This window comes from Leptospira interrogans (assembly GCF_900156205.1).
GTDB lineage: Bacteria > Spirochaetota > Leptospiria > Leptospirales > Leptospiraceae > Leptospira > Leptospira interrogans.
Window position 1 is genome coordinate 40,182 of record NZ_FTNA01000001.1, and the last position, 12,528, is coordinate 52,709.

Consider the following 12,528-nt stretch of genomic DNA (forward strand, 5'->3'; position numbering starts at 1 on the left):
TTGAGTAGGTCCTATTGATGGCTTATGAGAGTTCTTACAGTCTTTGCAACGGCTCTTAGTCTATTTGCCTAAAAGTTTGTAGGCATTCTGCTTTGCTTCTGCGTAGGCTTTTGAATGTGCTTCACATTTTTCTTTCGCTTTGGGAGAGGTATTTTTAATCCTTCCTGCTTTTTTACCTAATAAATCGAACCATTCTCCGTTTGGATCAAGGCTCGACTTGGACTTTTCAAAAGGTGGAAAGACGGAACCTTTTGTTCCGGGTAAGCCTATTTCCAGTAAAGCGTAATCTAATAGTGTAAAAATGTTATCGGGTATGAAAATTTTTTTAAGATTTTTTAAACGTGCTAAGGCTTCTAAAGCCGGAGTTTTTGCAAGTGATCTTACAAATCCAAGATCGAAATATTCTAATTTCTTCAGTTCAGAAAGAAAATCAAAACTTTCAATTGGTTGGGCCCAATCAAGTGTACCGTAAATACTGAGATAACGAAGTCCTTGGGCATGACTGAGTCCGGAAAAGTCTGTGACTTTTCGTACATTTTCGATGTGTAAAGCCTTGAGATTTTTTAGTTCTCCAATTGGCTCTACACTTTCAAAACCGGAAACGTATTCTAAAACTAACTCTTCTACGTTTTGAAGCCTACTAATAAAATCAATCGTCTTAGGGCGAGCATGAGTAATTCTTAATCTTTTGAGTCTCCAAAGAGTGGATATAAAATCGAGCTGTTCTTTATTTGGTTGATGGAGCGTTAGTTCTTCTAGTTTAGATAAGGATCCAATTTTTTTCCAGTTTAAGTCGTTACCGTAGATGGTGGCAATTGAAACTGAACTTTGAACTTGAGCCCAATCATCTTGATGGTATTGATGCCTTTCTACGTTAGGCACGATGGTCCAATGTCCGTAAGTTCTGTCTAAGAGATCTCCAAAATGGTGTTTCATTTTTATGTTATTCGAAATTATGAATTTTTTCGGAAGTGATGATGTATCAATTACAGTTAATGTTGGGAACTATTACAAGTTTATATTTCACTGTAGAGCGTTGAAATTGTAGGAGCTCCTGTAAAGATTTTCAATTTACTGTAAATTTTGCTAAAATGCGGGAGCTATGTAAGGTGACGGTTTTTGTAGGAACTCACATATTTTATTAAGAGTGGAAACTAGAATTAGAAACGTGCTCAAAATTAAAATCTATGTTTGATTCAAAAAATTCTCCAAAAAACGCTCCACTGTGAAATTTGAAAGAACCGTTTCCTAATATGGATATTCTTTTATTGGATGACGATCAAAAAATTCAATCCACTTTGGTAGAGAGTTTTGTTGGAACGGACTCTCTTTTGGTTCCAGATGTTTATTGGAATCGTTTGAATTTTCAAGAAAGAAAAGCTCTTACGAAAAAACTTCCTCTTTTACTGAGAAAATATTCTAAACAGATCGCGTCTATGAAACGTCTTCATAATCGAGCGGGTAAAATCAAATATAATCGTAGTGTAGGTAAAATGAAAAAATTCAGTATTCGAGTCAATACCGGAGTTTGGGCGACTTTAGGTGTGTTGGCGGCGGCTCATGGTGTTTCACGATGTTATCTTTTTAATTATATGCTTTGGTTAGAAGACTTTGGAATAGGGGGTTCTACTGTGGAAACTTTAAACCAAGGAGTTCCTAGCTTGCATTGGACTTACAGTATGACTTGGACTTTAAATCGGAGACAAAATTTAATATCGAGGGAATTAAAATTCGAACCAAATCCAATGACCGACAAATATCCATATTATTTACAAAAACTAGATTTTTAGTCTTCTAGATTTTATATAAAAGAATTTTTAGCATTTCTATAACAAAAGAAGAGATGTCGGAACTATTACTTTCCAAGAGAAATTTAGAATACGTTAACATTACGTTCAAAGAAAAATCGAAACAATCAACTAAAGTAGTAGATTCTTTCGAATCTTTTGCAGGGCGATTTCTTCTAAGGTTTCAAAGTTTGAAGAATAGGGAAAGGAAACATCTTCAATAGTTTTCAAGCCGAAATTGCCGAATTCGTTTTTGATCCATTTTTTCAGTTGAAGAACGGTTTCTTGAGAACGATCGACGATAGGATTTGCGGAACAAATAAAATCCAAAAGATCTTGAATTCCTTGTTTTGTTTTAGTGGAAGTTTTAAAAACGGGAGGAAGTCGGTTACCGGGCATAACGTCTTTTAAAAATTCTAACGTAGAGATCAACATGTGATAACTGGAATTAGCGAGGGTCTTTTCGTCACATTTGTTAAGGATAAAAGAATCCGGAACTTCCATGATCCCACTTTTCATAAATTGAATCTGATCTCCACCTAACGGTTGTAAAACGAGAAAAGAAAGATCGGTAAGTTTAGAAACTTCGATCTCGTTTTGGCCGATCCCAACGGTTTCGATAAAAACGAAACGAAAAAAACAACGAAGAAGACGGATCACGTGATACGTATAAGGATTGACTCCACCTAGTTCCAACTGGCTGGGTTGCGAACGGAAGTAGATTCGTTTTTCGCGGGCGGGAAGGGAAAGGCGAGTGCGATCGCCTAACAAGGAACCACCGGAAATATAACTGGAAGGATCGATTGCGACGATCGCCATCGTTTCATTGTTATCCGATTTCAAAAATTGAGTCGCTAACTCTCCGAGCAAAGAAGATTTTCCCGCACCCGGAGTTCCGGTAAAACCAACGGTCAAAGAATGACTTCCATTTAACCCGAGAGAATCAAGAGCCTCGAAAAGATTTTTTCTAAACTCAAAAGAATCCGGTCTTTCTAAACCAGAGATGAGCTTTGCGAGAGGAAATTTTTCTCCCACCCGCGCTCCTTCGATAAGTTCTGCGAGATCTTCTTTGCGATATTTCACAACTATGTTTCGAAACAAAACCGCGTTATGCGGCTTTTACAGTTTTGGAAATGATGTCTATAATCCTTTCCATTACGTCCATAAGATCATAATCCTTGGGAGTAAAGATTGCTTTAACTCCTAGTTTTGTCAGAGTTTCAAAATCACTCGGAGGAATGATTCCTCCAAAAACCACAGGAATGTCTGCTTTGTAGTGTTTCAGTTCGTTAAAAATTTGTTCTGCCAATTCCAAATGAGAACCAGAAAGAATGGAAACACCGATCACGTCCGCGTTTTCTTCCACCGCAGTTTGAACGATTTCTTCCGGGGTTAAACGAATACCAGAATAAATTACGTCAAAGCCTGCGTGTTTTGCGGAAACTGCAATCATCTCGGCTCCATTGGAGTGACCGTCTAATCCTGGTTTACCGACAACGATTTTCGGTCTGGAACCGTTAGTTTTTAAAAATGCCTCTACCTTTCCCCTAACACGTGTTACCTTTTCAGATTCAAGATTGAGTTTTTGACCTTCTACACCGGTAGCAGGTCTATATTCACCGAACACGGACCTAAGAACGTCTGCCCATTCTCCAGTGGAAATACCGACTTTGGCACATTCAATAGAAGCATACATTAAATTTTTGCCGGCTTTTGCGTCTGTTTCTAATTGTGCGAGAGCGGCTTTCACTTGATTTGTGTCTCGGTTAGACTTTACTTTCGCAAGAACTTCTAAAGTTTCTTCCGCAGACTTAGAATCTACTTTAAAAACTCCTCCGTCTTGGTCTGTCATCAATGGAGAAGCAATACCTTCGGTCCATTTGTTCTTACCTACGATAACCATTTCGTTATTGTTAATTTTTGCAAGACGTTCTGCTTGAGATTTTACAAGTTGGGACTTCATGTAGCCGTTTTCAATCGCTTGAATTGCTCCACCCATATCTAAAATCTTTTGAATTTCCTTGTAGGCTTCTTCTTTAAGTTCTTTTACTTTGCTCTCTACAACTTTAGAACCTTCAAATAGATCTGGGTATTCTAGAAGATCCGTTTCATAAGCGAGAACCTGTTGTAGTCTCAAAGACCATTGTTGATCCCAAGGTCTTGGAAGAGAAAGAGCCTCGTTCCAAGCGGGAAGTTGAAGAGCCCTACAACGAGCGTCCCGACTCATAGTGACGCCTAACGCTTCGATTAGAATTCTCCATGCGTTATTTTCCGGTTGTTCTTCCGTAAGACCGAGGGAGTTTACCTGAACCCCGTAACGAAAGCGGCGGTATTTATCTTGTTTTACGCCGTAACGATCTTTTGTAATTTCGTCCCACATTTCCGTAAAAGCACGCATCTTACACATCTCTTCTACAAATCGAATTCCAGCGTTTACAAAGAAAGAAATTCTACCCACACATTGTTCAAACTCATCTGGGGTAAAACAGTTTCTTTCCTTGATTGCGTCTAAGATTGCCATTGCAGTCGCAAGAGCAAATGCAAGTTCCTGAACTGGAGTAGCACCAGCTTCTTGTAAGTGATACGAACAGATGTTAGACGGATTCCATTTCGGAATGTTTTTGAGACAGTATTCATACATATCTACTATAATTCGAATGGATTGAGCGGGAGGAAATATATACGTTCCTCTGGCGAGATATTCTTTGATAATGTCGTTTTGAGTGGTACCTTGAAGAAGCGAAACGTCTACCCCTCTTTCTTGGGCGAGCGCCACGTAAAGGGACAAAAGATACATGGAAGTGCCGTTGATAGTCATCGAAGTATTCATTTCTTCGATAGGGATCTGATTAAATAGGATTCTAAAATCTTCCAAAGTATTGATCGGAACTCCTACTTTACCGATTTCCGGTTTAGCAATTGGATGATCGGAACTATAACCACACTGAGTCGCAAGGTCAAAGGCGATCGAAAGACCGGTCTGACCTTTAGAAAGGTTTTTTCTAAAAAGTTCGTTGGATTCTCTTGCGTTCGTATGACCCGCGTAGGTTCTGAAAATCCAAGCCGGTTCTTTGGATGGTTTGCCGGATTTGTCATATAGGATATGATTTTTATTTTCCATAAATTCTGTCCCGATTCGAGGTTCTCATTGTTACTTCAAAATGTGTTGGTAGAATTTCACCCAAATTTTTATCCTTGCTCTGATTTCCGCAAAAACTACGGGCCCTATGGATTTAGAAAGAAGTAACAAAGCCAACCCCATCTTCCTTTTCCTATCTGCAATTGGTCTTGCAGTGATTCTCTCCGTACTTTACAACTGGTTTGGGGAACCTTTAAATCCGGAAGCGATGGAGGTGCTCGCCAATTTACGTTCTTTAACGGAAGAAGGAAAATTTTTTTCCGATCAACCTCCACTTCCTTTTTTAGTTTTAAATCTTTGGAAATCAATCACTGGGTTGAACTATACCACGTCTTTCTTTTCACTTTCTGCATTTATTTTTTCACTCGGGATCCATTGTATAGGTTTTACACTTCAAAAGGAAAAATGGAAACCGAATCATTATCTTCTCTGCTATTTATCTGCAATTACACCTTTGACGTATTCTATACCTTTAGCGTTTTATCCGGAACTTTTTAGTCTGTTTTTTTTATTGATACTTTTTCTAGCGTTTAGAATGGAAACGTTGGGGGACATATTTCTACTGATCGTTTGTGTACTTGGAAGTTTTTTTTCTCACTTTACGGTTTTTTTTGTAGGGATTACGATTTTCATAGTCAAGGCTGGAACAGTAGGAATTCGAGAGAGGAAAAAACACCAATCCGTTTTTTTTAAAAGAAGAAACATTCCTCAACTTGTGTTGCTTGTTTATTTAGGAATTTTTTTAACCATTTTGACCGTTTTGATTCTGGCTGGATTTTATGGAAAAAATTCTTTTGAGAACTTCTACAAACTTCTTTGGAAATATCTTTTAAATTTTGGACCTTTGTTTTTGATTTTGTATCTAGGGAATTTTCTTTTAAAGTCCGAAAAAGAACTGAACACAATCGCGGCGAGTACCGTTTTGATTATAGTCCTTCTTGTATCTGCATATTTTTCCGTTAAACCTATCACCGGAATTAATTCGGTAAAATTAGATACGTTTATAAAAGATTTGGTAAATTTAAAAAATAGAGAAGTAATCCGAAATGACGAAAAAATTTACGCAGACTTAGCAGTTTCGTCTTACGTGTATTTTCATTCCAAACAAAAACTTATGTTTGTCAGGCCGACGGAATGGAGAAATAGGGACTATTTGTTTTTAGAAGAGATCTGGCTTGCAGATAAAAGAGAAATGGTCAAACGTTATACCATGAAAAATTCTCTTTTTATTTTTTTATCTGGAGAACAAATTTTAATTAAAGCATTTCTAATGAAGGTTATTTCAGAACAAAAGGAAAATACTCAGGTAAAAATCAGGGTGGAAAAAGCGAAATCTAGTCTTCTGTCAAAGACGGGGGAACAAAATCTGAATCATTTTTTAATTGGAATTTTTTCTTCTACTTTAAGTCCGGAACAGGTTCTTTGAAAACAATTTAGATTTGGAATAACAAATTAAAATTTAAGTTTCTAAGATTTAGAACAAGACGTTTTTATTATATTCGGTTTTTGAAATTTTCTTTTTTAAAGAAAGACTGGCTCGTAAATGTTACTGGAACACATAAAAATGGAATAACAGATCAATTTTGTAAAGATGTGGAATTTATTATAACTCTTGTTTAATCTGGAATTGTTGGCTTTTTTAAATGAGATTCTACATCCTACTGATCTCTACAAAATTGAGTACCGTAATTTTTATTGTAAAACACTGTTTTAGTATAAAGGAATAGGTATTCTATCGATCTGAATAGTTTTTAGAGAAATCTAATCGTATTATTTTCATGTTCGAGTAGTAATGAACGTAAATTTGGTATAATGCAAAAAGGATCGATATGAGGGAGCTAAAACAGAACGCTCTGTATCATCACCTTACCCACAAGTTAATAGGATTTTAGAATGAGAAGGATTAAACGCACATTTTTCAAGTGTTCCAACAAGAATGAGTCTTTTTACTTGCAAAAAGTATGTTTTTCTGATAGAGAAAAATTTACCACCTCCGTCCCAAAAATAGGGAAACTCAACACAACCCTCTCTATAAATCGCGTTCTAGATTGAAACGAAAGAAGATTGTTGTATAATGTTTCCTATATGCAATTTATTGACCAGAGCTGGGAAACCGGTCCTGGGGCAGCTGGATTGGCTCAGATTTTTTACACCGAATTCACGATGTTTCTAAAACGACGATTTTATGAGAAATTTAAAAAATATGGTTTTGAAAAACTCAAATTTACAAATGATTTTTTGACAACTCTAATGGTTTATATTTTTATAATCGCTTTTCTAAAAGAGAGTCTAAAAAATGAAAACTCATATTTTAACTTTAGAGTTGTTGAAAAATTTCATAGTGACGATTAACAAAACTGCTTCAATTGCCGGTTTCCATAAAATAGAAACAGATGGAGAATTAATTTTTCAACAATTCTTTTTATGATTTGTGGAATGGAGTAAGATTTGTGATTAATTTCAAAACTGTAAATGGTTTTTATGTTTTAGAAAGTAATTTCTTTAAATCAGAATTTTGATAAATAATTTTAGTTATAGAGTAAGTTGTAAATAAAATTGAAGTTCGGAAAACTAAACAAAAAACAAGAATCCTCTGATGATTTGACCTTAGGGGCCAATGGTCTTCCATTTGAAATCGCATATTGGAGAGATATATACGGTTCCGGAACAGATGTGGATGCAACTTTTAATGCTAAAGAGCATGCACGTTATGCGAAATCAATTTTAAATTTAATGGAAATCAATGTAAATTCGATTGCCGATTTTGGATTCGGGAAAGCAATTTTACTGAAAGAAATGGTAAAAATTTTTAAACCACGAAGAATCATGGCGATTGATCCGTCCGAACAGATGCTTGATGAGTTACTCGCTCAAAAATGGATCAGAGCTTGGAATATTTCTGTTTTGAACACAACGGTTCAGGAATTAGATCTTTCTTATTTTGTTCATCTTCCTTTTGATTTAGGAATTTGTAATTCAGTTGTTCAATACATCCAAGGAGATCTGCGCCCAGTATTCGAAAAACTTCATAAAATCGTAAAATACTTATATTTCTCTGTTCCCACGAAAGACGATTATATTCGTATGAAAAAAGATATTTATTTTGAAGATCCTTATGCCTACGTAAGAACTAAAAAACAATATCTCAAAATGTTAAAACCTTATTTTAGAAGAGTCGGTTTTAATCTTTTGGAAAGTAGACTGATCTCTGAATCTAGATTTACGGATGAACTGTTTAAAGATGAATGAGTTAATTAATCTATCCCCTCTCACAAGAGTAGAGGAGCTGAAATTCTTAAGATTTTTTCTAGTTCATCTATTCCTCAAAAAATCGAGTCCTGAGTTGCGATCTGTAGATAGTACTCACTGAGTGATTTGCATTAGAGTTTTTGAAACATGAATTCTCGAACACATAAAGATAATATTTATACTGAACTTGTTTCAAAACTTAAACTGTAGGATCTACTTCAAAAAACTAACAAATCAGTCTTAAATATAATTTTTTGAAAAATTCTATGTCTTTGATAAAATTGATCGTCAACTTTTAGTGCTATTTTCATACGTCTGAGTAGTAACAAATTCAAATGAATTTCGTAAAAATAGAGTAGTTACCTATTTTAGAATTATTACTGATCTCTATAAAATTGAGTACCGTTAATTTTATCATAAAACACTGATTCCATGCAAAATATTAAGTACTTTATTATATAGTTATTAATAGTTTATCCTCATTTTAATTTTTGGAACAAAAGTATAGAAAACGGATATTTAGATATTTATTTTTATAAGGATGATAATTTCTGCAAAACTGTGAAAAAAATTCTTCTTGGTTAAAATAAAACAAAAATCATAAATGATATATAAAAAAAATCTAATTTAGGGAATCGATTCTCATTTGAAGATCTTGTTTCTCATCTGGATCAAGTGTAAGTTCTAAAACTTTTTTATAATCGGCTTTTGCCTCTTCTTTTAGATTTAGTTCTTCATATGCGTTTGCACGAAAGAAAAGAACCGAAACGAGGTCTCCGTTTGGATATTTAGAAAGGTATGAGTTAAAAGTTGAGATTGCTAATTTGAAGTTTCCAATTTCTAAATAAGAAATTCCTAAATTGAATAAAGCATCGTGTTTCTTTTCAAGATTTTTAGAATCATTGGAATCGATTGCTTTTTGAAAAAACTGAATCGCCTTAGAATATTCTTTTGCTTCAAAATAATAAACTCCAGCTTGAAAGTTAGTTTGGATGCCTTGCGGATCTTTGGTTAAATTTTCCAAATATTCATTTTCAAGATTTCTACGAACGTAAGCATTTTTCAAAGATTTGAGAATCATCTTAGAATCAGGCATACCGGTGATCTTATCGATCAAACTACCGTTTCGATCCAAAAAGAGAATTGAAGGATAACCTTTGATTCCATATTTGCGTTTTAAATTCGGAAACTTATCTCCGTCCAAAGAAAGAGCGACAAATTTAGAAAGTTCTAGCTGAACCTCTTTTTTAGGATAAATTTCTTTCTTAAGAGTTTTACAATAGCTGCACCAATCCGCGTAGACGTCTATAAAGATCGGTTTACCGCTACTCCTTGCTTTTTCAAATGCAATTTGAACTGATTTTTCCCATTGAATTTCGGCTGAAATTGGGAAAGAGAAGAAGGTACAGAATAAAACAAAACTCCAAAAAAATAAAATTTCTATCCAACGATTTATAATCAGAAATGAGGTTCTGAATTTAGAAAGTCGTGGCGCTAAATTGTTGCGACAATCCATAAAATCATACTTTTGCAAGTAAAAAGTTTTTTGGTCTTTTTGTGGGAACTCCTGCGAAAAAGCACCTTTACTGTAAAATCTGAATCTTTGGCTTTTATTACGGATCCACCTGTTTTTAAAATGTGGGAACTCCCATAAAAATTGCTCGGAAAGATTCAAAGTGTAGAGTAGTTTTTTCATTCTCTATCATCAGACATTTGAATCAACGTTTTAGCCAGCGTTTTCTTTAAAAAGAACTCTAAAAATACGGTTGTCGGAGAATCGAAGGCTTAGAAAACTAGAAGCAGATTTTAGAAAGGAAATGGTTCATGGAATTTTTGTTACAGTTGGAAAACATACTCAAAAAAAGAAAACAGGACCTTCCCGATAAATCTTATACCGCAGACTTGTTTCGAGGAGGGGTAGACCGGATTCTCAAAAAAGTAGGGGAAGAAGCTGGAGAGGTAATCATTGCCGCGAAAAATTCGGACAAAAAAGAACTTACACACGAGGTAGCCGATTTACTTTTTCATTTGCAGGTATTATTAGTAGAACAAGGACTTTCTCTGCAAGAAATTGTAGAAGAACTTCACAAACGCCATTCTTAAAAAATGGATTTATCGGAAAGCTACTTTCCCAAAAGAGTTTTCGGTAAAATTATCTTCTTACTTTTACTATTTTTTATATATTCAATACTATTCTACCATAGTTCATGGTTGAGCGACGATTCATTTATAACGTTTCGGGTTGTAGATAATTTTTTAAACGGGTATGGATTACGTTGGAATCCTTTGGAAAGGGTTCAAGTTTATACACATCCTCTTTGGCTCTTTTTATTGATACCTATACAGTGGGTTGTGCGGGAAATTTCGATTTCTGCATATTTACTTTCTTACCTATGTGGAATTCTTTTTATATCCGTTTATTATTTTACTTTTTCAAAGTTTCGAAATGGGTTCGGGTTGATTGCTGTTGCGTTGGGAGTGTTTTTTTCATCTAGAACATTCATAGACTATAATACTTCCGGATTAGAAAATTCGCTTTCATTTTTACTCTTACTACTTTTCGAAATAAAGTTCTGTTGTTTGTATTTAAATTCAAAACCGGAAAACGTAAAGATCGATTCTTATAAAATCGGATTTTTAACAGCCTTGTTACTTTTAACACGTTTAGATTTAGTATTATTTCTTTTTTTGCCCGGATATGTTCTCTTTTATAAAATTTTCAAAGAGCATAAAATTCAATTTTTAAAATATTCATTTTTAGGAATATTTTTTTGGATTAGTTATTTAATATTTTCTATTATATATTTTGGATCTTTGTTGCCAAATACCTTCTATGCAAAGACGAACGTATTGTTTTCTTTTTCTGAAAGGATTTCTGCCGGATGGAACTATATTAAAATTAGTTTAAAATGGGACCCAATCGTTATATGTGTATTTGGATTACACATATTTTGGACGTTTTCCGAACCAATTCTAAAACGATTTACAAAAGTAAAATGGACTTTGTCTGAAAAGGAAAAAGGGATTTTACTGATAAGTCTTACTTCTATCCTTTTTGTGTTGTTTTACCTTTTCTGGGTGGGCGGAGATTTTATGGCGGGAAGATTTTTGGGAACTTGCTTGATCGTTTCCGTTTTTTTTCAGAGTGTTTTTTTTGAGCTACGTTTTAAGAATTTAAATTTTAATATTCAAAAATTATTATATATATTTTCTAAGTTAGGATTTAATAAATCAAAAATAGAAAATTGGAAAGGTTTATCTTGGGACAAACTTTTATTTGTATTTACTTTGATCATTTTGATTTATTCTTTTGTATATCCTTTTTCTCCGTTTCGTTATATGTTTCAAAAAACTACAGTTCGAGTGGAAAATGGAATCGTAGATGAAAGAGCTTCTTATCATGATAATTCTTCCTTAAAACATTGGATTGAAGGGGTTACACCAGCAACTCATCCTTGGGCTATGTATGCGATTCGAATTTCGTCTGAGAATTATTTAAAATCTACAAATTCAAGTTTCAACTTATCTGACAGAAAACAAGCTTTGTGGAAAAGATCAGAAGAGGTTCAAACTTCTAAACTATTAAAAGAGATTCAACAGGTTAGGGTCACTACAAATGTAGGATTGGCTGGATTTTATGGAGGACCTGGAATTCACTGGGTTGATCTTTTGGGAATTACTGATCCCTTGTTAGCGAGGTTGCCTGGAAAGGGTTTTCCCGGACATTACGTTCGTCTTTTACCACAAGGTTATAAAGAATATATAGAAGAAATTTCAGTATCTCTTCCGAATAAAGAATTGGATCGTTTTTATTATGAGGTTCGATTGTTAAGCGAAGAGGAAATCTGGACAAAACAACGTTGGAAGGTAATTTTGGATTTTACCTTTTTAGGAAATGGAAATTTTAAAACTAGATACCCATTTGTATTAAAGGAATATCGCAATACTTTATATGGGCTTCCTTTTGTGAATTGGAAAGACGAAAACTTGGTTCGGAAATTGGTTCGAGAATATTTTGAATCTTACACATCTATGTAAAATAATTCAAAATTTGATTTCTATATTTTATGAAAAACCTATCAAATTGATTCAAGTTGGGTTTTTAATAAGAATTTTAAATGAAAATAGAAATCCTACAAATTAGATCAGTAAAAGTTTGAGAGTTTATTTTATATCTGGTTTCCACGTTTTCAGAATTTAACCGTAAAAATTAATTTGTGTGAGTTCCCACATCTAACTTTATTACAAAAAAATGAAACTATAAAGATGAATTTACTTAAACCGAGTTCATATAAAAAAGAAAACTACAGAAGTTGTATTTTATTTTCATGATTTTATAAGAGACTTTAAAAA

At 34.2% G+C, this 12,528-nt stretch carries 10 protein-coding genes; 6 read left to right on the plus strand and 4 right to left on the minus strand.

All coding sequences use genetic code 11. The features are described from left to right. Positions 1 to 60: 60 nt before the first annotated feature. Entirely contained in the window at positions 61 to 936 is an 876-nt protein-coding gene (locus tag BW942_RS21345) for a leucine-rich repeat domain-containing protein (protein ID WP_000680359.1), read from the minus strand. 317 nt (positions 937 to 1,253) lie between these two features. On the opposite strand from BW942_RS21345, the gene BW942_RS00215 reads away from it, so the two are divergent. Beyond that, positions 1,254 to 1,790: a DUF1564 domain-containing protein gene (locus tag BW942_RS00215; protein WP_002069590.1), complete on the plus strand. Its 537-nt coding sequence runs from the start codon at positions 1,254 to 1,256 to the stop codon at positions 1,788 to 1,790. 129 nt (positions 1,791 to 1,919) lie between these two features. On the opposite strand, the gene BW942_RS00220 is transcribed toward BW942_RS00215, so the two are convergent. Together BW942_RS00220 and BW942_RS00225 are read right to left on the minus strand one after the other, a co-directional pair. Beyond that, positions 1,920 to 2,870, minus strand: coding sequence for a P-loop NTPase family protein (locus tag BW942_RS00220; RefSeq protein WP_000877311.1), 951 nt, complete (start codon positions 2,868 to 2,870; stop codon positions 1,920 to 1,922). Positions 2,871 to 2,895: 25 nt separating this feature from the next. Next, positions 2,896 to 4,908: a methylmalonyl-CoA mutase family protein gene (locus BW942_RS00225; RefSeq protein WP_000428541.1), complete on the minus strand. Its 2,013-nt coding sequence runs from the start codon at positions 4,906 to 4,908 to the stop codon at positions 2,896 to 2,898. Positions 4,909 to 5,014: 106 nt separating this feature from the next. Between BW942_RS00225 and BW942_RS00230 the strand changes: the two genes are divergently transcribed. From BW942_RS00230 to BW942_RS00240, 3 genes are all read left to right on the plus strand, one after another. Next, positions 5,015 to 6,352 carry a hypothetical protein gene (locus BW942_RS00230; RefSeq protein WP_000362811.1) on the plus strand — a complete coding sequence of 446 codons (1,338 nt, stop codon included), beginning with the start codon at positions 5,015 to 5,017 and terminating at the stop codon, positions 6,350 to 6,352. A gap of 659 nt (positions 6,353 to 7,011) precedes the next feature. Continuing rightward, on the plus strand, positions 7,012 to 7,278 hold the full coding sequence (locus BW942_RS00235) for a hypothetical protein (RefSeq protein WP_001159625.1): 267 nt from the start codon (positions 7,012 to 7,014) through the stop codon (positions 7,276 to 7,278). A 204-nt stretch (positions 7,279 to 7,482) separates the two neighbouring features. Beyond that, complete coding sequence (locus BW942_RS00240) at positions 7,483 to 8,175, plus strand: class I SAM-dependent methyltransferase (protein WP_000668264.1); 693 nt, start codon at positions 7,483 to 7,485, stop codon at positions 8,173 to 8,175. 622 nt (positions 8,176 to 8,797) lie between these two features. On the opposite strand, the gene BW942_RS00245 is transcribed toward BW942_RS00240, so the two are convergent. After that, positions 8,798 to 9,871: a thioredoxin family protein gene (locus tag BW942_RS00245; protein ID WP_000735725.1), complete on the minus strand. Its 1,074-nt coding sequence runs from the start codon at positions 9,869 to 9,871 to the stop codon at positions 8,798 to 8,800. Between the two features lie 128 nt (positions 9,872 to 9,999). Between BW942_RS00245 and hisE the strand changes: the two genes are divergently transcribed. Together hisE and BW942_RS00255 are read left to right on the plus strand one after the other, a co-directional pair. Further along, positions 10,000 to 10,278, plus strand: a complete 279-nt coding sequence (hisE, locus tag BW942_RS00250; protein ID WP_000394955.1) for a phosphoribosyl-ATP diphosphatase — start codon at positions 10,000 to 10,002, stop codon at positions 10,276 to 10,278. A 3-nt stretch (positions 10,279 to 10,281) separates the two neighbouring features. Further along, entirely contained in the window at positions 10,282 to 12,213 is a 1,932-nt protein-coding gene (locus BW942_RS00255) for a hypothetical protein (protein ID WP_000365927.1), read from the plus strand. The last annotated feature ends 315 nt before the right edge of the window (positions 12,214 to 12,528 follow it).

Excerpts from the sequence above, each read along its gene's own strand:
- BW942_RS00225 (WP_000428541.1), bottom strand. The coding sequence starts at position 4,908 with ATGGAAAATAAAAATCATATCCTATATGACAAATCCGGCAAACCATCC.
- BW942_RS00215 (WP_002069590.1), top strand. The coding sequence starts at position 1,254 with ATGGATATTCTTTTATTGGATGACGATCAAAAAATTCAATCCACTTTG.
- BW942_RS00230 (WP_000362811.1), top strand. The coding sequence starts at position 5,015 with ATGGATTTAGAAAGAAGTAACAAAGCCAACCCCATCTTCCTTTTCCTA.
- BW942_RS00245 (WP_000735725.1), bottom strand. The coding sequence starts at position 9,871 with ATGAAAAAACTACTCTACACTTTGAATCTTTCCGAGCAATTTTTATGG.
- BW942_RS21345 (WP_000680359.1), bottom strand. The coding sequence starts at position 936 with ATGAAACACCATTTTGGAGATCTCTTAGACAGAACTTACGGACATTGG.
- BW942_RS00235 (WP_001159625.1), top strand. The coding sequence starts at position 7,012 with ATGCAATTTATTGACCAGAGCTGGGAAACCGGTCCTGGGGCAGCTGGA.
- BW942_RS00255 (WP_000365927.1), top strand. The coding sequence starts at position 10,282 with ATGGATTTATCGGAAAGCTACTTTCCCAAAAGAGTTTTCGGTAAAATT.
- hisE (WP_000394955.1), top strand. The coding sequence starts at position 10,000 with ATGGAATTTTTGTTACAGTTGGAAAACATACTCAAAAAAAGAAAACAG.